At 67.1% G+C, this 24,705-nt stretch carries 21 protein-coding genes; 10 read left to right on the forward strand and 11 right to left on the reverse strand.

Annotated elements, in window-relative coordinates; genetic code table 11:
• Window positions 1-50 precede the first annotated feature (50 nt).
• Window positions 51-1,490, forward strand: coding sequence for a coniferyl aldehyde dehydrogenase (locus CEX87_RS15100; RefSeq protein ID WP_233151395.1), 1,440 nt, complete (start codon window positions 51-53; stop codon window positions 1,488-1,490).
• Between the two features lie 5 nt (window positions 1,491-1,495).
• Here CEX87_RS15100 and CEX87_RS15105 read toward each other — a convergent pair whose 3' ends face one another.
• The 4 genes from CEX87_RS15105 to CEX87_RS15120 are packed head-to-tail and all read right to left on the reverse strand — an operon-like array spanning window position 1,496 to window position 6,388.
• On the reverse strand, window positions 1,496-2,401 hold the full coding sequence (locus CEX87_RS15105) for a metal-dependent hydrolase (RefSeq protein ID WP_094287928.1): 906 nt from the start codon (window positions 2,399-2,401) through the stop codon (window positions 1,496-1,498).
• Window positions 2,398-3,525, reverse strand: a complete 1,128-nt coding sequence (locus CEX87_RS15110) for a hypothetical protein (protein ID WP_094287930.1) — start codon at window positions 3,523-3,525, stop codon at window positions 2,398-2,400. Before CEX87_RS15110 ends, CEX87_RS15105 begins: the two co-directional genes overlap by 4 nt.
• On the reverse strand, window positions 3,522-4,820 hold the full coding sequence (locus CEX87_RS15115; RefSeq protein ID WP_233151391.1) for a cytochrome P450: 1,299 nt from the start codon (window positions 4,818-4,820) through the stop codon (window positions 3,522-3,524). Before CEX87_RS15115 ends, CEX87_RS15110 begins: the two co-directional genes overlap by 4 nt.
• Window positions 4,817-6,388 carry a flavin-containing monooxygenase gene (locus CEX87_RS15120; protein WP_233151396.1) on the reverse strand — a complete coding sequence of 524 codons (1,572 nt, stop codon included), beginning with the start codon at window positions 6,386-6,388 and terminating at the stop codon, window positions 4,817-4,819. Before CEX87_RS15120 ends, CEX87_RS15115 begins: the two co-directional genes overlap by 4 nt.
• Before the next feature lie 116 nt (window positions 6,389-6,504).
• Between CEX87_RS15120 and CEX87_RS15125 the strand changes: the two genes are divergently transcribed.
• A complete protein-coding gene (locus tag CEX87_RS15125) occupies window positions 6,505-7,134 on the forward strand; it encodes a TetR/AcrR family transcriptional regulator (RefSeq protein WP_094287934.1) in 630 nt (209 codons plus the stop codon).
• Between the two features lie 6 nt (window positions 7,135-7,140).
• Here the strand turns inward: CEX87_RS15125 and CEX87_RS15130 are convergent, their stop codons facing one another.
• Genes CEX87_RS15130 through CEX87_RS15140 form a run of 3 tightly spaced genes read right to left on the reverse strand, consistent with a single transcriptional unit; the run spans window position 7,141 to window position 10,447 of the window.
• Complete coding sequence (locus CEX87_RS15130) at window positions 7,141-8,793, reverse strand: acyl-CoA synthetase (protein ID WP_094287936.1); 1,653 nt, start codon at window positions 8,791-8,793, stop codon at window positions 7,141-7,143.
• Between the two features lie 21 nt (window positions 8,794-8,814).
• Window positions 8,815-9,429, reverse strand: a complete 615-nt coding sequence (locus CEX87_RS15135; protein ID WP_064427313.1) for a PaaI family thioesterase — start codon at window positions 9,427-9,429, stop codon at window positions 8,815-8,817.
• 19 nt (window positions 9,430-9,448) lie between these two features.
• Entirely contained in the window at window positions 9,449-10,447 is a 999-nt protein-coding gene (locus CEX87_RS15140; RefSeq protein WP_064417641.1) for an aromatic ring-hydroxylating oxygenase subunit alpha, read from the reverse strand.
• A gap of 159 nt (window positions 10,448-10,606) precedes the next feature.
• On the opposite strand from CEX87_RS15140, the gene CEX87_RS15145 reads away from it, so the two are divergent.
• Genes CEX87_RS15145 through CEX87_RS15165 form a run of 5 tightly spaced genes read left to right on the forward strand, consistent with a single transcriptional unit; the run spans window position 10,607 to window position 15,816 of the window.
• On the forward strand, window positions 10,607-12,232 hold the full coding sequence (locus tag CEX87_RS15145; protein ID WP_064398352.1) for a flavin-containing monooxygenase: 1,626 nt from the start codon (window positions 10,607-10,609) through the stop codon (window positions 12,230-12,232).
• Complete coding sequence (locus CEX87_RS15150) at window positions 12,229-13,338, forward strand: hypothetical protein (RefSeq protein ID WP_064417643.1); 1,110 nt, start codon at window positions 12,229-12,231, stop codon at window positions 13,336-13,338. Before CEX87_RS15145 ends, CEX87_RS15150 begins: the two co-directional genes overlap by 4 nt.
• Window positions 13,335-14,402 carry a phosphotransferase gene (locus CEX87_RS15155; protein ID WP_064417644.1) on the forward strand — a complete coding sequence of 356 codons (1,068 nt, stop codon included), beginning with the start codon at window positions 13,335-13,337 and terminating at the stop codon, window positions 14,400-14,402. The genes CEX87_RS15150 and CEX87_RS15155 overlap by 4 nt, the downstream gene beginning before the upstream one ends.
• A complete protein-coding gene (locus CEX87_RS15160; RefSeq protein WP_064398356.1) occupies window positions 14,399-14,776 on the forward strand; it encodes a nuclear transport factor 2 family protein in 378 nt (125 codons plus the stop codon). Before CEX87_RS15155 ends, CEX87_RS15160 begins: the two co-directional genes overlap by 4 nt.
• A complete protein-coding gene (locus CEX87_RS15165) occupies window positions 14,740-15,816 on the forward strand; it encodes a TIGR03857 family LLM class F420-dependent oxidoreductase (RefSeq protein WP_416171913.1) in 1,077 nt (358 codons plus the stop codon). The genes CEX87_RS15160 and CEX87_RS15165 overlap by 37 nt, the downstream gene beginning before the upstream one ends.
• A gap of 173 nt (window positions 15,817-15,989) precedes the next feature.
• Here CEX87_RS15165 and CEX87_RS15170 read toward each other — a convergent pair whose 3' ends face one another.
• Window positions 15,990-17,486 carry an acyl-CoA carboxylase subunit beta gene (locus CEX87_RS15170; RefSeq protein ID WP_094287938.1) on the reverse strand — a complete coding sequence of 499 codons (1,497 nt, stop codon included), beginning with the start codon at window positions 17,484-17,486 and terminating at the stop codon, window positions 15,990-15,992.
• 86 nt (window positions 17,487-17,572) lie between these two features.
• On the opposite strand from CEX87_RS15170, the gene CEX87_RS15175 reads away from it, so the two are divergent.
• The 3 genes from CEX87_RS15175 to CEX87_RS15185 all read left to right on the forward strand — a co-directional run bounded on the left by CEX87_RS15175 (window position 17,573) and on the right by CEX87_RS15185 (window position 20,559).
• Window positions 17,573-18,601: an LLM class F420-dependent oxidoreductase gene (locus tag CEX87_RS15175; RefSeq protein ID WP_094287940.1), complete on the forward strand. Its 1,029-nt coding sequence runs from the start codon at window positions 17,573-17,575 to the stop codon at window positions 18,599-18,601.
• 36 nt (window positions 18,602-18,637) lie between these two features.
• Complete coding sequence (locus CEX87_RS15180) at window positions 18,638-19,861, forward strand: cytochrome P450 (protein ID WP_064398363.1); 1,224 nt, start codon at window positions 18,638-18,640, stop codon at window positions 19,859-19,861.
• Between the two features lie 116 nt (window positions 19,862-19,977).
• A complete protein-coding gene (locus CEX87_RS15185) occupies window positions 19,978-20,559 on the forward strand; it encodes a carboxymuconolactone decarboxylase family protein (RefSeq protein ID WP_064398366.1) in 582 nt (193 codons plus the stop codon).
• 21 nt (window positions 20,560-20,580) lie between these two features.
• Here CEX87_RS15185 and CEX87_RS15190 read toward each other — a convergent pair whose 3' ends face one another.
• From CEX87_RS15190 to CEX87_RS15200, 3 genes are read right to left on the reverse strand one after another with little or no spacing between them, the layout of a single operon-like run.
• Window positions 20,581-20,784: a YbdD/YjiX family protein gene (locus tag CEX87_RS15190; RefSeq protein ID WP_094287942.1), complete on the reverse strand. Its 204-nt coding sequence runs from the start codon at window positions 20,782-20,784 to the stop codon at window positions 20,581-20,583.
• Entirely contained in the window at window positions 20,727-23,021 is a 2,295-nt protein-coding gene (locus CEX87_RS15195; protein WP_094287944.1) for a carbon starvation CstA family protein, read from the reverse strand. Before CEX87_RS15195 ends, CEX87_RS15190 begins: the two co-directional genes overlap by 58 nt.
• A 50-nt stretch (window positions 23,022-23,071) precedes the next feature.
• Entirely contained in the window at window positions 23,072-24,646 is a 1,575-nt protein-coding gene (locus tag CEX87_RS15200) for an ATP-dependent DNA ligase (protein ID WP_094287946.1), read from the reverse strand.
• Window positions 24,647-24,705: the final 59 nt, after the last annotated feature.

Consider the following 24,705-nt stretch of genomic DNA (forward strand, 5'->3'; position numbering starts at 1 on the left):
GCGAGAGCACAATTCAGGTGGGCACCGCCGAGGGCACCGCGCGGTACGCGATGTCAGCCGCGCTCGAGCGCCAACGGAGCGCGTTCCTGTCCGACGGTCCGCCCAGCGCTGCCGAGCGGCGCCATCGCATCGACCGACTGCTGTCGCTTGTGCTGGACAACGCCGACGAGTTCGTCGACGCCATGAACACCGATTACGGAACCCGGCCGAAGGCCGGCTCGCTGTTCACCGAGATCCTCGGCATGATCTCGGTCATCGAGCACACCAGAGCCCATGTGGCGCAGTGGATGCGAGCCACACGGTTGATGCGAGCCGGCCCGTTGTTCGGTCTTCGGGCCGAGGTCGAGCCGTCACCGCTGGGCGTGGTCGGCATCATCGGGCCGTGGAACTTCCCGCTGAACCTGGTGGTGCTGCCCGCTGCAGCGGCTTTCGCGGCGGGTAACCGAGTGATGATCAAGATGTCGGAGATCACGCCGCACACCGCGGCCCTGATGAAGTCGACGGCGCCGAAGTACTTCGATCCCACCGAACTCGATGTGGTGACCGGCGGACCTGATGTCGCAGCCGAGTTCTCGTCACTGCCGTTCGACCACCTGTTCTTCACCGGCTCGCCCTCCGTGGGCGCGCTGGTGCAGCGGGCGGCCGCCGAAAACCTGGTACCCGTGACGCTCGAACTCGGGGGCAAGAACCCGGTCGTCGTCGCGCGGGACGCGGACCTGCGCCGGTCCGCAGCCCGCATCGCGCGTTCACGGATGATCAACGGAGGTCAGGTCTGCGTCTGCCCCGACTATGTCTTCGTGCCCGACGATCGAATCGATGCGTTCGTCGAGATCGTGAAACAGACGTGGCGGCAGATGTTTCCGGCGATCGTCGACAACGACGACTACTGCTCGGCGGTGAACGAGGCGAACTTCCACAGGGTGGTCGGCCTCGTCGACGACGCGCGGGCAAAAGGGGCGCGGGTGGAGGTGGTCGCACCGGACGGCGAGGTTCTGCCCGACCGCGCGGCCCGCAAGATCGCCCCCACCCTCGTGCGCGACATCGACGACCGGATGGCGATCGCCGCCGAAGAGGTCTTCGGCCCGGTGCTCGGGGTGCGGGCCTACCAGCGCCTCGACGAGGCGATCGACTACATCAATCGGCGCCCGTCACCACTGGTCGCGTACTGGTACGGACCTGACAACGGCGAGTTTCGGCGCTTCGTGCGCGACACCCGCAGCGGCGGCGTGGCACGCAACGACTTCGCCGCGCAGATGATTCCGTCGGCGGCACCGTTCGGCGGAGTGGGCCGCAGCGGGATGGGCGCCTACCACGGCAAGGCGGGGTTCGACGCGTTCAGCCACCACCGCACCGTCGTCGGGACCGACCTGCCGTTCACCATCACCGGACGCGCGGCGCCGCCGTTCACCGCGTCGATGCGGGCGACGACCGCGCTCGGGCTGCGTCTGGCGCGCAACCGGACCAGGCGTCGACTCCGGCGCTCACCGTGAAGCGGTCAGCTCGCCTGGCTTGCGTACCACCGCGAGACATCGTCGCCGCGGTTGTAGCGCGTGATCCATTCGTCGGCGAACCCTGGGGTGGGCGCGTGTGCGGGGTCGTGCATGGGGGTCTGGCTCATCAGCACTCGCGATGCGGTCACCAGTTTCTGTTTCCAGGGGACGGTGTGTAGCGCCGGGCGGATGTCTGGAAGACCGGTCAACCTCTGCCCCCGGATGAGCTGACGCACTCTGTAGTACGGCTTGATGGTGTTGGTGTCGATGGCCCGCTCCGCCAGCGGCACATGGTCGTTGATGCCGTTGGTGATCAACGTCGTCACCTGTAGCAGATGCCGGACGATGCGCGGCAGTGCGAACATCCGGTACGCCTTGTCGCCCACTACGGCGTCGTAGACGATCAGCGCGGAACTACGGTGCTCGACTTCTTCCACGAAGTGCCAGAGCAGCAGTGAGGAGACCCGATCGTCGCCCGGGCGGAACAGGGTGTCCTCGTTGTCCAACAGCATCTTGAAGAACGGCGTGAACGTCGCTTCGAGATCGGCGACATAGGCCAGCCGATAGCGCAGCGAGGTTGTGGCGGTGAGTTCGTCGTATGCGGCGATGGCCTCGTCGAGGGTGTGCTGAAGCCCGGGATGGCTTCGGATCAGCGCACGCACATGGTGGCGATGGGCGCTGGCGTGCTGGGCTTCCTGGCGCAGGAACGCATCGGCCTGCGCGGCCACCTCCGCATCGGCGATCGTGGGCATCGCTTCGCGCACAGCGGCAACGAGCATCTTCTCGAAGCAGATGGCCATGATCGACACCATGTTCATATACGTCGAGAAGGCGGGGTTGGCCTGATTCCAGTTGAACGGGATCGGATCGTCGAAGGCGAAGCGGATTCGACGGATCTGCAGATCGGTCATGACGTCACCTCGGTTCGGTGCGGCGCTGGGTCGGGACTTGGAGGTGTGGGTCCGCGCCGCCCTGAGACCGACGCGGTGAGCACCGCCGCCACCGCGAAACACGCTGCGGCGTGCGGGATGCTGCCGTTCGGGGTAAGCGAGGCGGACACGCCGTCGGACCCGCCCAAATGGTCTGGTAAGGCGGCGATCCACAACGCGGCCAGCACCGCCAGATAGCTCGTTCCGAAGATGCGCACGAAGAGGTTCGGTTCAGCGCCACGGGCGCGCACCTGTGGTACAAGCACCCATAGCGCGGGCACCGCGAACAGCACGAGGTACACGATGTAGACGGCCCAGCGCAGGGCGCCGCCGGGATCTCCGCGGTCGGCCAGGGCGATGGGGATGTTGACGACGACCAACGCCAGCGGCATCAGCACCGCGGCCAACAGGGTACGCAGAGCCAAGCCCGTCGTGCCGATCGTGCGCCCCCGGCCGCCGACGGGCGCCAGGACCATCGCGGTGAGCACCGCCGGCCCCACGGTCGCAAAGAGCAGCACACTGGCCATCGGGACCGACGCCAGCATGGGTTGGTTGATGGGGGTGTACTCATTCCATGTCCACCACCGCAGCTGCGGGCCGAGCTGATCGAAAACCTCGTAGAAACAATGGTGGACGAAGCCGACGCAGATCGCGCCGATGACGATCCCGCGCTCGCGGAACACGCCGAGGCTGCGAACGATCTCGTAGGCGAGCATCGCCATCGCCGGGTACAGCGCGACGATGTAGAGCGGCAACCGGTCGTAGAGGAACTGCACGGTGAAGACGTTGTGCGCGAACACCGCTCCGATCGTGTCCGCGACACCGAACGCCGTAGGGAAGTACAGTGGCGGCTCGATTATCAACAAGTACAGAACGGTCGCGAACCAGAGCACAACGTTCACCGGGTCGCCGTCACGCCGCAGCCGGCGCACCGCCCACCACAGCGCCAGCGCGGCACCGACGACGATGAGCAGTTCCAGAACCGGCAACGTCCAGTTGGCCAATCCGAAGGGGTTGCGCAGGTGCAGCACCGGCGCCGCCTGCTCGCAGCTGAATCCCAGCTTGTTCGCCAGTATCTCGATGTCGTCAGTGCATTGCCCGCTCATGCCGCCTCGCTCCGCTTTTGCACCGGCACCGACCGCGGACCCGAGAGTGAGGGCGTGGTCGTCCACACGACGGGTCCGGCCACCTCGAGACGCGGGACGGCGTCGAAGATCTGATTGAGCACCACCTGGGCCTCGAGGCGCGCAAGATGCGCGCCCATGCAGTAATGGGCGCCGTGGCCGAATGTGAGATGGCGGATCGCGCCCCGGTCGATGTCGAACTCGTCGGGATTCTCAAAGTGTTCGGGATCCCGGTTGGCGCCTGCGTAGAACAGCACCACGCGCGCGTGTGCGGGAATGGTCACCCCACCCACCGGGTAGGGAGCCGTGGTGGTCCTCGCGACCCACTGCACGGGGGAGCCCCAGCGCAGCGCCTCCTCGATAGCGGCGGGAATCAGGTCGCGCTGCGCCCGAAGCCGCCCGTACAGGCGGGGGTTGCGGGCCAGTTCCATCAGCAGGATGCCCAGCAGGTTCGTGGTGGTCTCACTACCGGCCACCAACAGGATGATCGCCGCTATCAACGCCTCGAGCATGGACATGTCACCGTCCTCGAGCGCCGCCTTCACCCGGCCCAGCACATCGTCGTCACCGGGAGCGCGGCGGTTCAGCTCCGCAAGGATCAGGCGGCGCACGGCGAGCATGCCGGGCAGCGCGCGTGTGGTCGAGCCGGTGATCCCGGCCAGCGAACGCGCGGCGAACATGGCGGTGAAATCGTCTGAATACCGGGCGAAGTCGCGCCAGCGAGATCGATCGATGCCGAGCAGCATCGCGATCGCCGAGATCGGCAATGGACGGGTCAGGGCAGGCACCACGTCGACCACACCACCGCTCGCGACCGCCCGCACGCCGGGAGCGACGAATTGCTCCAAGGCCGTTTGCAGCCTTCTCACACCGGCCGGCGTGAAAACCGGCGCGGTGACCCTGCGCAGCCGGGTGTGGTCGGGTTCGTCCGTGCTGACGACACCCGGTAACGGGGCAGACCGCAACAGAATTCCGGAGCTCGATGAGAGCACGTCGTGCGCGCGGGCAGCAGTCACGACGTCGTCGTAGCGGGCGAGCATCCAGACGTTGAGGCGCTCGTTGACCACCACCCGGTGCCTTCGCAGCTCGGCCAGCCTGTCGTACGGATCGGCGATCACCGCTGGATCGGTCGGATCGAAGTCGGTGCGCGCGACGGCCGGATCGGCGCTGCGCGTCGGTGTTCGACGCAAATCACGCAACACCCCGCGGGCAATCATCGTGCTGGAATCGCGTAATGCACTGGCCGTCGTGAACAGCGAGTCCATCGCCGCGGTCACGAAAGTACCCGGGAAGGCGCGGCGGGAATCTCACGGCGTTCGAAGTGATAATCGCGCAACGGCGGGCGGTAGGCGAAACGCAGTGATCCGGCGATCGTCTGTGGACGGTGGTACACGGTGTCTCCGTGCGAGTTGACGTAGTAGCTGTGCACATCCGCGTTGCACCGCGTGTAGTAGAGCCGCGGGGCCTTGCCCGCGGCCCGCATCCGCGCCGTCCAGCCCTCGAAGGCGGCTTCGCGGACGGCGACGACGTCGGCGCCCCGGCTGCGGGCGGCCTCGATGACCCGTACGGCGTGCTCGGCCATGGTCTCCACGAAATCAGTCCACCCGACCCCGACGAAAGCGAGCGGACCGACGATCTCCCAGCGGTTGGGGAGCTTCGGGTGGGCGGTACCGCCGTAGCTGCGTAATCCGTTGTCCCGGTAATCATCCGCGAGATCGAAGCCGTCACTGCCGAGCACCGTCCCCCGGCGGTAAGTCTCCGGGTCGGTCCACAGTTCGTATCCCGTGGCGGTGACGATGAGATCGGCAGGACGGTCCATGCCGTCGACGGTGCGAACACCCGTGGCGGTGATGCGCTCGATCGGTGTGGTGATCAACTGCGTGTCGGGGTGATTAAACGCCGGCAGGTAACTGCTCGAGATGATGGGACGCTTCGCGAGAATGCCGTGCGACGGCAGCAACTGTCGCCGGGTCGAGTGATCGTGAACCACCGCACGTAGCAACGCGCGGTACGCGAAGCGCGTCGCGGCGTCGTACGCGTTGAGCAGGCGTGCCAGCGCGTCGTCCGGGACACGTGCCATCAGATGCACGATCGGGATCAGTAGGAACAGATCGAACACGGCCCGGCCGAGGTTGTGCAGGCCTGCCGCGACCCCGGGGACACGAAGGAGTGTCTGCCACACAGGGGCGATCGCGAAGTCCGGTCTGGGCAGGATCCAGTTCGGGGTGCGCTGGTAGACGTCGAGGGTGGCGACGTGGCCCGACAGTGCGGAGACGATCTGTGCGCCACTGGATCCGGTGCCGATCACCGCCACACGCTTGTCCCGCGTGTCGTAGTCGTCGTCCCAGGCGTTGGGGCGAAGCACTTTTCCGGTGAATTCGCCCAGGCCCGGCAGATCGCTTGTCGGACGCGCATTGATGTAGCCGCCGACCGAGCTGATGACGAACCGGGCGGTTACCGGCTCGTGGTCGCGGATGGTCAGGTGCCACAACGCGTTGCCGGCGTCCCAGCGTTGAGTCAGGACCTCGCAGTTCGGGCGAAGGAGGGGATAGAGCCCGCATCGACGGGCAGTGTCGGTGAGGTACCGATAGATTTCCGGTCCCGGCGCAAACAGTCGGCTCCACCGCGGGTTTCGAGCGAACGACAGCTGGTACCACAGGATCGGTATGTCGACCGCCAGTCCCGGGTAGTGGTTGTCGCGCCACGTGCCGCCGAAGTCGTGGCCGCGTTCCAGGATCACCACGTCGGTGATGCCGCGTTGCCGCAACTTGTACGCGGCGGCGATGCCGCCGGGGCCGGCGCCGATGATCGCGACCTCGTACTGCGGGATCTTGTCCACGTCCACAGCCAATACCGGCCCTTCTATCGTCAGCCGTACCGAGACTCTGACGATACAGTCGTAGCAGAAGTGTATCGTCGTTGTAAAGGGCCCGGTCGCGGCGCCGGGGTACATTCGCTGGCATGCGCACGCACGGGTGGTCGGGCGAACCGCCCAAAAGCGACGAAGAGGCGGCGGCGCGGATTCTTGTGGCCACCCACCGGTGCGTGGCCGAGCGCGGCGGGCAGACCACGATCGCTCACGTCGCGACCGAACTCGGGGTCAGCAGAGCGACGGTCTACCGCTATTTCCCAAGCACGACGGCGTTGTTACGGGCGGCGGCGGTCGAGGGGACCCACCGCTTCCTGCAGCGCCTGGCCGAGCGGCTCAGCGGTTTCGACGACGTGGCCGACGCGATCATCGAGGGAGTGGTGCAGACCGTCGCGGCGGTGCCCGACGAGCCGTATCTGCAGGTCCTTCTTGACGAACCGTCGCATAATCTGTTGCGCAGCGTCACATCTGAGGCGGCACGCCAGATCGGTACCTCGGTACTGATCGAGTACACCGCGATCGATTGGACGCGGCTCAGCCCCGCCCCCGGCGCTCTCGACGAACTCGTCGAGTGGGCGCTGCGGATCGTGCAGTCCTTTCTGACCAATCCCGGTGAGCCGCCGCGAACGCCCGATCAACTGCGCGAACATCTGCGACGCTGGCTCCGTCCGGCGATCAGGGAGTGGATGTCGGCCAGCGCAGAATCCACGACGCGGGCCTGAGGTGGGTCAGGCCTCGCTGATCGCCTGTTCGCGCGCCCACCGGTAGTCGGCCTTGCCCGCGGGGCTGCGCTCGATCACAGGCCGGAACACGACCGCTTTCGGAAGTTTGTAGCGCGCAATGGAATTCGCGGCATGGTCAATGAGTTCCTGGGCGTCGGCGCTGGCACCCTCGCTGAGCGCGACGACCGCGACCACCTCCTGGCCCCACCGGTCGCTGGGCCGGCCCGCCACCACGACGTCTGCGACCGCGGGATGTGACAGCAGCGCGGTCTCGACCTCTTCGGCGAAGATCTTCTCGCCGCCGGAGTTGATGGTCACCGAATCACGGCCCAGCAACTCGATGGATCCGTCGGCCTGGTGGCGGGCGCGGTCGCCCGGGATCGAGTACCGCACCCCGTCGATGACCGGGAAGGTCTTGGCGGTCTTGTCCGCGTCACCCTTGTAGCCCAGCGGCACGAAGCCCCGCTGCGCCAGCCAGCCGATGCCCTCGTGGCCGGGTTCGAGAATCGCGGTGAAATCCTCTGCGGCGACGAAGGTATCGGGACCCGCGTTGAACTGGCCGGTCGACACCGCACCGGGGGCCGACATGTGGTTCATCTGGATGCCGGTCTCCGAGGACCCCACGCCGTCCATGACGATCAGGCCGGGTTTCACGTCGATGAGCCGTTGCTTGGCGGTCGGGGTGAGCAGCGCTCCGCCGTTGGCCACCACAGCGAGCGACGAGAGGTCGGCCGAACTGCGCTCGATCGCATCGGCGAGCGGACGTGCCACCGCGTCGCCGACCACTTGCACCACGAGCGCCTTTTCCCGCTCGATCGTGCGCACCACCTCGTCGGCGTCGAGGCTGCCGGGGTTGGCCATGAACACGATGGTCTGTCCCGTGGTCATCGCGGTCATCGCAGCCCACTGCGCGGCGCCGTGCATGAGCGGCGGCAGCGTGAGGATCTTGGTGCCCGGGCCTTCGGCGACCCGGCCGGCGATGTCGTCTAGCGAGGTGATCAGCTCGCCGGTGGCCATGTTGCGTCCGCCGAACGAGGTCATGAAGATGTCGTGCTGCCGCCACAGCACGCCCTTCGGCATGCCCGTCGTACCGCCGGTGTAGAGCACGTAGAGGTCGTCGGGGGACGGCTCGATCGGCGGCAGCACCGCGGTGCCGTCGCCGACGATCGATTCGTAGTCGACGGCACCGTCGAGCAGGTCGTTGCCCGAGTCGTCGGCTATCTGGATCAGCACGCGAAGGTCGGGCAGCCCCGGTAGCACCTCGGCGACACGGGGTGCAAACGTCGCGTGATACAGCAGCGCACCGGCCCCGGAATCGTTGAGCAGATACTGCAATTCGTTCTTGACGTAGCGGTAGTTGACGTTGAACGGTGCGACCCGGGCCCGCCACGAGCCGAGCATGCCTTCGATGTACTCCGGGCCGTTGTAGGCGTAGATGCCCAGCAGGTCCTGGCCCACCTCGTGGCCGGCGAGCTCGGAACGCTCGACATGGCAACCGAGCCCGCGGCTGTGCAGGAACGCGGCCAGGCGGTTGGCCCGCTCGACGACCTGGGCGTAGGTGTATCGGCGATCGCCTTGGACGATGAACTCTCGGTCGCCGATCACGGCGGCGACGGTGTCGGCGGCGGCCGGGACGGTGAACTGTGTGGTCACAGGCATTGTTTCTTTCCGGGGTGCCTTTCAAGGCTGGTGGGCAAGCAGTTTGATCATCAGACCGTTGGCCTCGGATAGTACGTTGCCGTCCGCGTCCGTCATCGCCGCCCTCACGAACAGTTTCCGCCCCTCGACCGAATCGATCCACGCCCGAGCCTCGAGCGGTACCTCGATCGGCGTCACTCGCCGGTAGTCCACGTGCAGGTACGCGGTGCGGCTGTCTGGGCGGCCGGCCGCCGAGACCACCATGCCGAAGTGCCAGTCGTAGAACAGCGGGATCACCCCGCCGTGCACGGCGTCGTTGCCTCCGACGTGGAAGCGGCTGAAATGCCCGCGCATCGTGACCTCGTCCGGCCCGGACGTCACGACCTGCCACGGCGGCATCAGCGGGTGTCCGTTGCCGGGCAGATTGGCAGCCCGGCCGGCGGGGGCGACGCCCGCGGGAGCCTTATGTGCTTCCAGACGTTCGCACATGTCCTCGAGCAGTGCGGCCGAGTCGTTCCACAGCACGGCGTCCGGATCGGTGGAGACCGTGATGTTCTGCAGTCTCCGCAGCGCGGAGATGAACCGACCCATCTCCGGAGAACCCAGAGTCGGTTTGACCCTGGCGAATTCGCGGATGTGGTCCTCGGTGTCGGTCACTGCGCGGCTACCGCGGGCTTCATACCGTTGCGGGGACGTCGTAAAACTGTGTCGCCCACTTCCGCAGCGCCATATACGGTTTCGCGTCCGTGCGGGACAACGCGGGGTTCTCGATGTATTCCTGGTAGCGCCAGATGTTGAGGTCGTCCCACACCGTACCCATGAATTGGCGCTCGACCTTGCGGCGCACCTCCTCGGGCGGGACGTCGGAGGTGTCACCGGGCAGGCGCGGCCACCAGATCGAATAGAACATGTCCGAGTAGCCGTCCTCGACCGGAGTGCACGCGAAGATCAGCCGGTGGTTCGACGAGCCCTCGAACGCGCTGATCGCGAACCCGAGACCGGACAGGTGGCTGTGGATGTAGAGCGCCATCTTGTCCGGATCGTCGCTGGAGGCGTCGGGCCACCCGGTCAGGAACCGCCACTCCTCATCGACTATCTCCCAGTTGAGGCACTTCGGGGTGACGGTCGCGTGATGCACGTAGTGGAAGTGCGCGCTGTCGGGGCCGTTCTCCGCGACGATCTGCGGATGCACCGGCTCGCGTTCTGCGCGGCTCGAAAACTCTGGGTACGGGCGATAATACGCGTCTTCTGCGGTCGGGAACTGCGGAAATTTGTGGAACAAGTCCGGCAGTTCCCACCGCGGCGGCTCGCCTTCGGGGTGATGCCAGGCGAACACGCAGCCGTACTGCTCGCGCACCGGGAAGACGCGAAGACGCAGCGCCTTGTTGGGCCGGTCGGGCTGGTAGGGGATGTAGCGGTTGGTGCCGTCCGGGCCCCACCGCCAACCGTGGAAGGGGCATTCGACGCAATCGCCGACGACCTTGCCGCCGTGGCCGATATGCGCGCCGAGATGCCGACAGTGCGCAGAAAGCATGTGCAGCTCGCCGGCCTCGTCGCGGTAGGCGACCAGGTCTTCGCCGAAGTACCGCAGCGGCCGCGTCTCGCCCGCGGGGAATTCCGCGGACCAGCCGATCATGAACCAACCGGTGACCTTCCAGGTGAACGGTACTTTCATGCCGCGCCGCCTCCCATATCCGCGTAGTAATGGAAGAGCTTACAGTAGTGGTTTCAGGAACAGCGACGATCCGGTCGTGTTCACCGAAATCCGCCTGCGGTCCGGCGCAATACTGTAATAGTTACAGTATCTCCACTTCCTGGACGTGAGGGCCCACCTGTGACGACATCCGATTCCACCCGCTTCGACGCGATCATCGTCGGGGCCGGGTTCTCCGGGCTGTACGCGCTGCATCGACTGCGTGAGCAGGGGCTGCGCACCATCGTCCTGGAGAAGGCCGAGAACGTCGGGGGCACATGGCTGTTCAACCGGTATCCCGGTGCCCGCTGTGACATCGAGAGCATCGAGTACTCCTACAGCTTCTCCGAGGAGATCGAGCAGGAGTGGGTGTGGACCGAGACGATGCCGCGCCAGCCCGAGATCGAGGCGTACCTGAACTTCGTTGCCGACCGACTCGATCTCCGCCGCGACATCCGGTTCCACACCGAGGTCACCGCGATGACCTTCGACGAGACCGCCTCCGAGTGGGAGGTGCGGGCCGCGGACGGGAAGGTGTTCGTCGCACCGTTCGTCGTGGCGGCGACGGGGATCCTGTCGGTCCCGAAGGAGCCGGAGATCCCCGGCATGGGTGCCTTCGAGGGTGTCTCGCTGTTCACCAGTCGGTGGCCGCAGCACGACGTGGACTTGGCTGGCAAGCGGGTCGGCGTGATCGGGACGGGTTCGACTGGCGTACAACTGATCCCGGTCGTGGCTCAACAGGCCGGCCACCTCACCGTCTTTCAGCGCTCGCCGGCCTATACGCTGCCGTGGGAGGTTCGCCCCTTCGACGACGGCGAACTCGACGAGTTGAAGGCGAACTACGCCCAGATCCGCGCCGCGCAACGCGAACACGCGGTGGGCGCGGCCCGGCTGAGCGCGTTCTCGGTGATGTTCGAGATGATGACCAAACCGCCGCTGAAGTCGGCTTCTCGCGAGGAGCAACTGCGCGCCGTCGAGGAGGGCGGCATCATCGGCGCGCTCAGCTGGGGCGACGTGTTCTTCGACATCGAGGCCAACCAGATGGCGGCCAAACTCTACGGCGAGGCGGTGGCGCGCATCGTCAAGAACCCCGAGACCGCGGCGGCGCTGACCCCGACGCACCCGTTCGGATGTAAGCGTCCGATCATCGACCAGGGTTACTACGAGACATTCAACCGCGCCAACGTGACGCTGGTTGACCTGCGCAAGGGTCCGATCGTGGAGGTCACCTCGACGGGCATCCGCACGGAACAGGGCGACCACGAGCTCGACGTGATCATCTACGCCACCGGCTTCGACGCGATGACCGGGGCGATGACGAGGATCGCGGTGACCGGGCGCGACGAGCTGTCCCTGGGCGACTTTTGGACGACCGAGGGGCCGTACGCATACCTGGGGATCGCGGTGGCGGGCTTCCCGAACCTGTTCATCATCCAGGCGCCCGGAAGCCCGGCCCCGGCAAGCAATTTCGTGACCGCGCTCGAACAGCACGTCGAGTGGATCGGCGACTGCATCGGGTACCTGAAGGACAAGGGGTATCGCAGCATCGAAGCGTTGCCCGACGCGCAACGCGAGTGGATCGAACACGCGACGTCGTTGGTGGCGCCGACGGTGCTCGACCATCCGTCGTGCAACTCCTGGTACAACGGCGGCAACGTACCGGGCAAGAAGCGGATGTACATGGGCTACACCGCGGGCATTCCCGAGTACCGGCGCCGCTGCGACGAGGTCGCCGACGCCGGCTACGCCGGGTTCAAGCTGGCATGAGACCCGCCGAACGCGCGTACCGCGTCGGGCGCGACTTCGCGGGCGTGGTGCCCAGAGCACACGCCGCGGTGGCCGGACCCGGCGACTGGAAGCCGCTGTCGCGCAGCGGTGCCCGCCAACTCGGTGAGGTCGTGCTCGACGAACTGGCGCTGACGGGAATGACGCTGACCGCACCTCCACCGCGGCTGGAGCGCACGGTCGAGTCCTGCGCCGCCGCCGCTGAGGAGCTAGAGGGCTTGGGCATGGGGGGTGTGCACGTCGAGCCGGATGCGCTGCGGCCCAGAATGATCCGGCACCGCCGGTTCGGCCGATCCCGATACGAACAATTGAGCTTCGAGCACGACCCCCACCTGCCGTCGTCGCTGCAGGGATTCGGCGGTCCCGCCACGGCGGTGGTCCATCTGTGCCGAAGCGGTGACGAGGCGCGGCCGTGGCTGGTGTGGGTGCACGGCGCCGGTCAGGGGCTGCCGATCGACCTGGTGTTCTCGCGGGCGCGGCGGCTGCAGGAACAGCTCGGGTACAACATTGCGCTGCCGGTGCAACCCGGATGCGGGGTGCGGCGCGACCGGTGGCCGACATATCCGAACATGGATCCGCTGAACAACCTGGCGGGCATGATCCGGGTGGTGTCCGAGGTGCGGGCGGTGCTCCGTTGGCTTCGGCCGCAGGCGAGTGCGATTGCCGTATCAGGGGTTTCGATGGGCAGCCCCGTGGCCGGCCTGGTCTCGCACCTCGAAGACGTCGACGCCGTCGCGGTCTACACGCCGATCTTCGGGCTCAACGCGATGATCGCCGCACACCTGGGGCGGTGGGGACCGTCGGTGCACGACACGGTCGACCTGTTGCGGTCAGAGCCCGTCGAACGCGTGATGTCGGTCGTGGACTACCAGTCCGTCGAGCCCACGGCTCCGCCCGAGCGTCGGCTCATCGTCGGGGCGTGGCACGACCAGATGGCGCGACGCGAGCCGGCCGAGCGACTGCACGAGCGGTGGGGCGGCGAACTGTACTGGCACCGCGGCAGCCACGTCGGCCACCTGTTCGCGGGCGGTGTGCAGCGGGCGTCGGAACGCTTCCTCAGGGCGGTCAGCGGGAGCGGGGCGCGATGACGGCGAGTACGGCCGCCGCGGTGCCCGGCGGAATCGACGAGATCGACGCCGCGTGGTTGACCGAGGCGCTTCGCACCGACGCGGGGCTGGACGGCGCGACGGTCGACGACGTCCGCGCCGAGCAGATCGCGATGGACAGCGGTTTCTCGTCGCTGCTGTACCGGCTGCACCTGACCGGCGCGGCGGTGCCGTCCACGCTGATCGCCAAACTTCCCGCGGTGTCGGAGGCGCGCGGCGCGATGGAGCTGCTGGGCGGCTACCGGCGCGAGGTGTCCTTCTACCGTGACGTCGCCGGGCGGGCGCCGATGGACACACCGCGGGTGTACACCGCCCGGATGGCCGATGACGGGGTCGAATTCGTGCTGTTGCTCGAGGACCTCTCGGAGTGGGACAACGCCGATCACCTGGCGGGGCTGACGATGGACCGGGCCCGCACCTGCATCGGAGAACTGGCCGGCCTGCATGCGTGGTCGGGCGAACCGGCTGTGCTCGAACAGTTTCCGAGCATCGACACCCCGATCGCGAGGGACCTGCTGCTTCCGGCGTTCGGGCCGGGATGGGAGATCTACCGTGCGCAGACCGCGGTGCGAGTCCCGCCCGGGGTGGCGGCGTTCGCGGAACGGTTCGCCGAACGCGCGGTCGCGGCGCTGCCCGTGCTCGCCGAACGGGACATGGTGCTGCACGGCGATATCCGGGCCGACAACCTCTTCTTCTCCGGCGACCGGATGAAGGTGGTCGACTTCCAGTTCACCGCCCGCGGCGCGGGTGCGGCCGACATCGCGTACCTCGTCACTCAGGGCCTGCCGACCGACGTCCGGGAAGGCCACGACGAGGCGCTGCTGCGTGAGTACCTCGACCACGTCGCCGCGCACGGATCTGCATACGACTTCGAGGAGGCGTGGCGGCACTACCGCTTCGCCGCGGTCTATCTGATGGTGCTGCCGGTCATCACGCTCAACGGGTGGGACGCGTTGCCGGAACGGTCCCGGCGACTGTGCCTGACGCTCACCGACCGCGCCGTGGCCGCGATCGATGCCATCGACGCCCTGGAGGTGTTCTCATGAGCCGGTCCGCACGCGAGGTGGTGGAGTTGTACAACCTGGTGGCGTGGAACAAGGCGGACTTTGCACTGGCCGAGGAACTGTTGGGCGAGACGGTGATTCGCCACGAAGTGGGGGAGCCGGCGCATGTCTTGACGCACGAGCAGGCGGTGCGACGGGTGGTCGATATGTGGCAGGTGTCGGAGAGCATCCGCTTCGACCTGAACCTCGTGGTCGCCGGTGACGACGGTGAGCACGTCGCGATCGTCTACCAGTCACCGATCACGATGAAGGACGGGACGCAGACCACGATCGGCAGTATGGAAGTCTTCCGGGTGGTCGACGGCAGAATCGTCGAGGTGTGGAACTGCGGCTACAAGCAAGGAGTGTGGGCGTGACCAAGCAAGTGCTCGACGAGCTGGGCTACTACCTGTTGGCGGGCGCCGGGGGTGAGGGCCCGGCCACGCTGATGGACGAGGCTCGCCGCGGCGAGGAGCTCGGGTTCGGCACCGCGTTCATCTCCGAACGCTGGAACGTCAAGGAAGCGTCGTCGCTGGTGGGTGCGGCGTGTGCGGTGACGTCGCGCATGCAGATCGCCACGGCGGCAACGAATCACAACACACGTCATCCGCTCATCACCGGATCGTGGGCCACGACGATGCACCGCCTCTCGGGCGGCCGCTTCACCTTGGGCATCGGGCGGGGGGTCGCGGCGATGTACGCGGCGTTCGGCATCCCGTCGGTCACGACCGCGCAGATGGAGGATTTCGCCCAGGTCATGCGTCGGCTGTGGAACGGCGAGGTGATCTTCAACCACGACGGACCGATCGGCAAGTATCAGGTGCTGTTCCTCGACCCGGACTTCCGCGAAGACATCCGGCTGGCGATCGTGGCGTTCGGCCCGCAGACGCTGGCGCTGGGCGGACGGGCGTTCGACGACGTCGTCCTGCACACCTACTTCACTCCCGAGACCCTGCAGCGCGCCGTGAAGACGGTCAAGGACGCCGCCGAGAAGGCGGGCCGCGATCCGTCGAGCGTGCGGGTGTGGTCATGCTTTGCCACGGTCGGCGACCATCTGCCCGAAGAGCTGCGGTTGAAGAAGACGGTGGCCCGGCTGGCCACGTACCTGCAGGGCTACGGTGATCTCCTGGTCAGCACCAACGGCTGGGATCCCGCTGTGCTGCAACGCTTCCGCGACGACAAGGTCGTCCAGTCGATCCCCGGCGGTATCGACCACAAGGCGTCGGCCGAGCAGATCGAACACATCGCGACCCTGATCCCCGACGAATGGCTGGAGCCGTCGGCCACCGGATCGGCCCGGCAGTGCGTCGAGCGCATCCGCAAGGAGTTCGACTACGGCGCCGACGCGCTGATCATGCACGGCGCGACGCCCGACGAACTGGAACCGATCATCGCCGCCTACCGCGCCTCTGAGTAACCCCACAGCGCTTCTTGTGGCGAGCGTGCGTGTCTGTACACGCCACGCCGCGAAAAGTGCGCGCGATTTGCACGCTCACCACTGCGCGAGCGTGCGCGTTCGCGGAAAAAAAGGGCGGCGCGTCGTGTGCAGACAGGCTCGCTCGCGCGGACTGGGGTTAGCGCGGACTGGGTTCAGGGCGTGATGACCGTGCGGGCGACCGGTTCGGGGGCAGCCTGGCGGCTGTAGACCGCCCGCTGCAGCCCCCACAGCAGCGCGTTGCGGGTCTCCTCGGGATGGATCAGGTCGTCGAAACCGAGGTGACCCGCCGACCGGAACGACGCCTCGACCTCCATCTGGCGAAGCCGCGCCTCGACATCCTCGGCGGCGTGTGAGGCCTTGCTGAGTGCGGCCGCGCTCATCGCGCCCATCGTGGCGCCCGGGTAGGCGAACGTCGCGCTCTGGTTGTCAAACCCCAACAGCGACATCACCATCGAGCCGAAACCGTACGCCTTGCGCAGTGTGACGTGCAGCTTGATCGTCGTCGCGGCGGTCTGCGCGGCGAACATCCGCGCACCGCTGCGCAGCACACCGGCCTTCTCCGAGCGGCTCCCGGGCAGCATCCCCGGGTTGTCGGCGAGGAACACGATCGGCAGGTGGAACGAGTCGGCGACGGTGATGAAGTGTGCCGCTTTGTCCGCGGCGTCGGCGTCGATGGAACCGGCGATGACCTGCGGTTGGTTGGCCACCACCGCGACGGGGTGGCCGCCGAGATGGGCCAGCGCGCAGATGATCGCCGGCCCGAACTTCGGCTGGACCTCGAACCAGTCGGGGCGGTCGAAGACGACGTCGAGCACGCGCCGCATGTCGTAGACGCGCCGATTGCCGCGGGGCACAAGCTCGAGCAGCTCCGGGGTGTTCCGCGGGGCGGCCGCCTCATCGGCGGGAAGCGAATCCGGATACGACCACGCGCTGGCCGGAAAGTACGACAGGTAGCGGCGGATGTCGTCGAGCACCGCTTCGTCGTCCTCGGCGAGGTTGTGGATCACGCCGCTGGCGAGGGCCACCGTCGGACCGCCGAGGTCCTCCTTCGAGATGTCCTCGCCCGTCGACTCTTTCACCACGGGAGGGCCCGCGGTGAAGATGGCGCCCTGGCGGCTCATGATCGTCCAGTCGCAGACCGGAGCGACCAGCGCGCCGTGCCCGGCCGACGGCCCGAGCAAACCGGCGACCATCGGCACCTTGCCCGAACACTGGGCTTGCGCGAGAAGGTCGGTCGGGGTGCGGCCGTAGTGCTCGCCGCTGGGGCGAAAGCCCGCGCCCTCGAGCAGCATCACCAGCGGCACCTTGTCGCGCACGGCCAGCTCCGCCAATCGGTACCGCTTGGCGTTTCCGCCGGGGCCGATGCTGCCCGCCAGTGTCGTGAAATCCTCGGCGCCGATCATCACCGGCTTGCCGTCGAGATAGCCGGAGCCGGCGACGATGCCGTCGGCGGCGATGTCACCGCCGACCAGGGTGCCGAACTCGCGGAAGGTGCCCTTGTCGAGCAGGTACTCGATGCGCGCGCGGGCGTCGAGCTTGCCTTTGTGGCGGTGCTTGGCGACCCGTTCGGCGCCGCCCATGTCGTAGGCGGTCTGACGTCGCCGCGACAGCTCGTCGAGCGTGGCATGCCAATCCTCGGCCTTGGTCATCACAACTCCTGTCCATGGATAGGCGATCGTCGCACCGGCATGACCTCGTTGACCATACTGAATCGCTTACTGTAGCGTCTACGACCATGCTTAGCGGCGCCGGCCTGAAGGTCGACGGGGCGGTCTCCAGTCGACTCGCCGACGTGGCCGAAACGGCGGGCACGCTGCAGCGGCGCGGGTATGACGGGTGCTGGACGGCCGAGGTCGCCCACGACCCGTTCCTGCCGCTGACGCTCGCCGCCGAGCACACCCAAACCCTCGATCTCGGCACCAGCATCGCCGTGGCGTTCGCCCGAAACCCCATGACCGTGGCCAACATCGGCTGGGATTTGCAGGACTATTCGCGGGGCCGGCTCATCGTGGGGCTGGGTTCACAGATCCGGCCGCACATCGAGAAGCGGTTCAGCATGCCGTGGAGCCAGCCCGTGCGCCGCATGGGCGAATTCGTGCACGCGATGCGCGAAATCTGGACATGCTGGCGCGACGGTTCGCGGCTGCGGTTCGAGGGCGACTTCTACACGCACAAGCTGATGACGCCGATGTTCACTCCCGAACCGCATGACTACGGGTTCCCGAAGGTGTTCATCGCCGCGGTGGGTGAGGCGATGACCGAGATGGCCGGCGAGGTCGCCGACGGCGTTCTGGCCCACGCCTTCACGACCAAACGCTACTTTCAAGAGGTCACCATCCCGGCGCTCGAACGCGGTATGGCCCGATCGGGCAGGCGGCGCAGCGACTTTCAGGTGTCGTGTCCCATTTTCGTAGTGACCGGCGCCGACGAGCGCCAGGTCACCGACGCCGCCGTCGCCACCCGCAAGCAGATCGCCTTCTACGGGTCGACCCCGGCCTATCGCAAAGTGCTTGCGCTGCACGGGTGGTCCGATCTGCACGACGAACTGCACCGGCTCAGCCTCGCCGGCGAGTGGGACGCGATGGGTACGCTGATCGACGACCAGATTCTGGAGGCATTCGCGGTGGTCGCCCCGATCGACAAGCTGGCGGCCAAGATCGCAGACCGGTGCGACGGCGTGATCGACCGGGTGATGATCGGATTTCCGCGCTCGATCGAGGAAACGACGATAGCTGCCGTGCTGGAGGAAGTGCGCGGCAGGTGACGGTTCGGCAGAGGAGTTCTTGTGAGCACACCGATTATGGACGAGGCGGCCAGGGTGTTTGCCACCCCGCAGGCCTACACCGATGAAACCAAACTGCATTCGGCGCTGACGCATCTGCGCGCCAACGCGCCCGTCTCGTGGGTCGACGTGCCGAACTACCGCCCGTTCTGGGCGATCACCAAGCACGCCGACATCATGGACATCGAGCGGGCCAACACGCTGTTCACCAATCATCCGCGGCCGGTATTGGTCACCGAGGAGGGCGACGAGCAGCAGGCGGCGATCGGCGTACGCACCCTGATCCACATGGACGATCCGCAGCATCGCGTGGTGCGTGCCATCGGGGCCGACTGGTTTCGGCCGAAGGCGATGCGCGCGTTGAAGATCCGCGTCGACGAACTCGCCAAGGTGTACGTCGACAAAATGTTGGACATCGGCACCGAGTGCGACTTCGTCCAACAGGTCGCGGTGAACTTCCCGCTCTACGTCATCATGTCGTTGCTGGGCATCCCGGAGTCGGACTTCCCGCTGATGCTCAAGCTCACCCAGGAGTTGTTCGGCAGTGACGACGACGAATTCAAGCGGAGTGCGGACCAGGCCGACCAGATGTCGGCGCTGGTCGAGATGTTCGAGTACTTCACCGCGTTGACCGCCTCGCGCCGCGAGAGCCCGACCGCTGACCTCGCATCAGCGATCGCCAACGCGACCATCAACGGCGAACCGCTGTCGGACATCGACACGATCTCCTACTACGCGATCATCGCCGCAGCGGGGCACGACACCACGAGCGCGACCATCTCCGGCGGGATGCTGGCGCTCATCGAGAGTCCCGAACAACGCCACAAGCTGAGCCGCGACCTCGTCAAGATGCCGCTGGCGGTCGAGGAGATGATCCGCTGGGTGACGCCGGTAAAGGCCTTCATGCGGACGGCCGCCGAGGACACCACCGTGCGGGGCGTTCCGATCGCGGCAGGCGAATCGGTTCTGCTGTCCTATGTCTCAGGCAACCGTGACGAGGACGTGTTCGACGATCCCTTCCGCTTCGACATCGCCCGCGACCCGAACAAGCACGTCGCCTTCGGGTACGGCGTGCACTTCTGCCTGGGGGCGGCGTTGGCACGCATGGAGGTCAACAGCTTCTTCAGCGAGCTGCTGCCCCGCCTGAAGGGTGTCGAGTTGGCGGGCCGCCCCGAGTATGTGGCGACGACCTTCGTCGGCGGGCTCAAACACCTGCCGATCCGGTATTCACTGACGGCCTGAGCGGAAGCCCGGATACTCGCCGAATCGGTTGTTGTCCCGCGCTTGGTTTGACCCACGGTTGCGACCGCGCGAGATATCGTGGCCCCACCCGAGAACCGCTGCGATGTGAGGTGGCCATGTCCCGAGTTGTGCCGTCGACGGCCTTTGCTGCGATTCCGACCGACGATCTGGGCCAAGGTGATCGGATCAACCTCGGCGTGGCCTCGATACTCGGCCATCGGCCCGACGTCGCTGCCGCGCTGGGCTCGCTTCGGGCCGCGCTGCAGTCCAGCGGCACCTTGTCGCCGAGGCTCGTCGAGCTCGTGCGACTGCGCATCGCGTTCCACAACCAGTGCCGCAGTTGCATGTCGGTGCGCTACCAGAGTGCGGTCGATGCCGGGCTCACCGAGGAAGCGGTCTGTTCACTGGAACGTCCCGAGGAGGCCGACGACCTGTCAGACGCCGAGCGCAGCGCGCTGCGGTTCGCCGACTTGTTCGCCACCGACCACCTCGCGATCGACGATGCCGTGTACGACGACCTTCGGCGCCACTTCACCGAAGAGGAACTCGTCGAACTCGGCGTGCATTGTGCGTACGCGGTAGGCATGGGCCGATTGGCCGCGACGTGGGCCGTCACCGACGACGTCCCCAGCGCGTTCCGGAGCGCCAAAACGACTGCGGCACCCTGGATTTCCGAGGGGGTCGTCGCCTCGGGCTAGCCGGCGAGGCCGACGGCCGGGTTAACAGCAGCGCGCACCCGGATTGGCCTCGGCTGCGGCGTGCCGCATCCGCCAGTAGTCCCGTTCGGAGAGCACCGGTTCACCCGGATGGGTCCGCACCCGGTGCTCGACATACCGCCGGTAGTGGGTGTCGCCCATCAGGTCGCCTACGAAGGTGCGCCAGTACGAGCCGATTTTGCGTGCGCTTTTGGTAACGCGTCCCACTGCTTGGCCACCTCCTTCTCCGGCTTGGTCATGAGCAGGTCCGAGGGCGCGAAGATCCGGGACGGCACCGGTTCGTCCTCGGTCGTCGGCGGTGCGGTGCCGCGAAGCGTCCGGATCACCATGATCACCCCGGTGATGAACACGATCAGCACGAGCAGCGCGAACACGATCGACAGTGTGCCCTGGATGAACGTGTTGCGGATGACCGCGTCGAGCTCGCCGGCGTCCTTGGCCGCGCCGAATGCCGTCTCACCGGCGTCCTTCGCGTTGCGGTACTGGAAATGCTGAGTCCAGTAGCCGACCTTCGGATCGCCGGAGAAGATCTTCTGCCACGACGCCGTCATCGTCACGATCAGATCCCACAGCAACGGGATCGCCGGTATCCAAGCCCATTTCAGTAGGCCCTTCTTCACCACCACCACGGTCACGACCGTCAAGGCGATCGCGGCCAGCAACTGGTTGGCGATACCGAACAGCGGGAACAGCGTGTTGATGCCGCCGAGCGGGTCGGTGACGCCCATCAGCAGGATGCTGCCCCAGCCCGCCACCACGAGCAGACTGCAGACCCACGCTCCCACACGCCAACTCGGGTCCTTCAGCTTGCGCAGCGGACCTCCGAGGTTGCTCAGACCGTCGGAGAGCATGAACCGCGCGACCCGGGTGCCCGCGTCCACGGTGGTGAGGATGAACAGCGCTTCGAACATGATCGCGAAGTGATACCAGAACGCCTTGAGGGCGTCACCGCCGAACACTTTGCTCAGCACCTCGGACATGCCGAACGCCAGTGTGGGAGCACCGCCGGTCCTCGACACGATGGACTCTTCACTGACGCTCTCGGCGGCTTGAGTGATCTGCTCGGCGGTGATCGGCGGACTGTCGATCGGCAGGCTGTTGACGTAGGCCGCGGCGGTCTCGGCGGTGGAACCGGTCGAGGCCGCGGGCGCGTTGATCGCGAAGTACAGGTGCTGATTGAGGATGGCCGCGGTGATCAACGCCATGATCGCGACGAACGACTCGGTGATCATGCCGCCGTAGCCGATCAGGCGCATCTGGCCTTCTTTTTCGAGCAGTTTCGGGGTGGTGCCCGACGAGATCAGCGCATGAAAGCCCGACAGCGCACCACACGCGATCGTGATGAACAAGAAGGGGAACAGCGATCCCGCGAACACCGGACCGGTGCCCTCAGCGGCGAACGCCGAGATCGCCGGGGCCTCCATGATTGGGCGGGCGAGCACGATGCCGACTGCCAGCAGGGCGATGGTGCCGACCTTCATGAAGGTCGACAGGTAGTCGCGCGGCGCGAGCAGGAACCACACCGGCAGCACCGACGCGGCGAATCCGTAGATGATGAGGGCCCACGACAGGCTCACCTTCGACAGCGTGAACCATTCCGTGCCCCAGGCGGTTTCGGCGACCCACCCGCCGGAGGCGACCGCGAGCAGCAGCAGCGCGACGCCGATGAGCGACACCTCCGACACCCGGCCCGGCCGCAGGAACCTCAGGTACAGGCCCATGAAGATCGCGATCGGGATCGTCATGGCGATCGAGAAGACGCCCCACGGGCTCTCGGCGAGCGCACCCACGACCACCAGGGCCAGCACCGCCAGCAGGATCACCATGATGACGAGCACGCCGACGATGGCGGCCACACCGCCGATCGTCCCGAGTTCGTCACGGGCCATCTGTCCCAGCGAGCGGCCCCGCCGGCGCGTCGAGATCGCCAACACGAGATAGTCCTGGACGCAGCCCGCGACGACCGCGCCGATGATGATCCAGATGGTTCCCGGCAGGTAACCCATCTGCATAGCCAGGACGGGTCCGACGAGCGGGCCCGCGCCGGCGATCGCGGCGAAGTGGTGTCCGAACAACACCCGCCGGTCGGTGGGCATGTAGTCCGTGCCGTTCTCGAAAAGCTCGGCGGGAGTGGCATGGTCGTCGCGCGGACGCACGATCTTCATCTCGATGAGCCGGGCGTAGAACCGGAAGCCGATCACGTAGGTGCAGATCGCGGCGATGACGAACCACACGGCGTTGACGGTCTCCCCGCGGAAGAACGCGATCACCGCCCACGCGACCGCGCCGAGCAGGGCGATGACGCCGAAGATGATCCGGTGCCGAACCGTGATCGGTGACCGGTCGATGATCGCGACCGGGGGCAGGTCCTTGACGGTGCGGATATAAGTGACGTCGCCTTGGGTTTCCTCTGTGCGCTCTGCGGGGGCGGTCGGAGATGCCATGTGGCGATCCTTTCATCGGCGGCGCCGGCGACGTGTCAAAACCGCGGGCTTCAGCTTCCGCGCTGGTAGAACGCGCGCACCGTGTCGATGGTGTCGGCTTCGACGGGGCTCTTGTCGTCGCGGTAGCGCAGCACCCTGGCGAACCGCAATGCCATCCCGCCGGGGTAGCGCGTCGACGTCTGCACGCCGTCGAACGCGATCTCGACGACCTGCTCGGGTCTGACCCGCACCACACGGCCGGCCGAGCCGGCCATCGAGCCGGAGCCATCGGTCGGCCCGTCGGCCAACTCGAGGAACCGGGTGGTCTGCCATTCGAGCATGGCGTCGGTCATACCCTTGAAAGTCTTTCCGAGCATGACGAATTCGCCCGTCTGCGGATCCCGCGCGCCGAGATGGATGTTGGACAATTTACCCGTGCGACGGCCCGAACCCCACTCGACCGCGAGCACCACCAGGTCGAGGGTGTGCACGGGTTTGACCTTGAGCCAGCCGGCCCCGCGTCGGCCCGCCTCGTACGGCGCGGTCAACGACTTGGCCATCACGCCCTCGTGGCCGGCGGCCAGCGTCACCTCGAGGAACTCGCGCGCCTGTTCAACGTCGTCGGTGACGAGGCGGTCGACGCGGTGCAGCTTCGGGACGAGCGCGTCGAGCACCTCGATGCGCTCGGAGGCCGGTTTGTCGAGAAGGTCGACGCCGTCGACGTGCAGCAGGTCGAACACGAAGACCGACAGAGGCTGGGCCGCCGCGGCGGCGGCGATGTCGGCGGAGCGACCGAATCGCGATGCCGTCACCTGGAAGCGGTGCGGGCGTCCGTCGGGTTTGAGTGCGATCGCCTCGGCATCGGCGATCACGGTCGTGACCGGCAACGCCAGCGCGGCGTCTACGACCTCCGGGAGGCGCGCGGTCACGTCGTCGAGGCTTCGGGTGTATATCGACACCTCATCGCCTCGCCGATGCACCTGTACCCGGGCGCCGTCCAGCTTCGCTTCGAAAACTGCTGTGCCGCCGAGACGTTCGAGTGCCTCGGCCACGCCGGCTGCCGTCTGCGCCAGCATCGGGCCCACCGGACGGCCGACCGTCAGCGTGAAACGCTCTAGCGCGGCTTCACCGATGGTCAGGGCGGCGGCCGCGACGGCGGGCAGGTCGCCGCCAAGCATCGCGGCACGGCGCACCGCGGCGGCCGGGAGGCCGGCGGCCTTGGCGACTGCATCGGCCATCACGCCGACGAGTGCGCCCTGGCGCAGCTCACCGCCCAGCAGCCGACGCAGGAACGTCTGCTCCTCTGCGGTCGCGGCGCCGAACAGTCCGGCAAGCAGCTCGGCGCGCCGTGCCTGCGAGCCCTTGCCCGCGACCTGCCCGATCTCGGTGAACCGCGCGTGGACATCGGACACCGTCAACGATGCGAACTCCGCCGGGGGCGGAAGCGAGCGCAGCGAGGCCCACCCGACACCGATCTGCCGTTGCGGCAGCTCACCGGAGAGCCACGACACCACGACCGCGACCTGGTCGGCGTCGTCCTCGTCGCCGGCGCGGCCCAGCAGGTCGGCGATTCTGGCCGTCTTGGCCAGCCGCGACGAGGACGCACCGACCTCGGCGGACGCCGTCGCGACGTCGAGTAACTGCACGGGTTCAGCCTGTCACGCCGGTCCGACATTGTTGAGCCGCGAAAGGCCATCCGTCGGAC

Origin of the sequence: Mycobacterium lehmannii, assembly GCF_002245535.1 — a bacterium.
GTDB classification, from domain to species: Bacteria; Actinomycetota; Actinomycetes; order Mycobacteriales; family Mycobacteriaceae; genus Mycobacterium; species Mycobacterium lehmannii.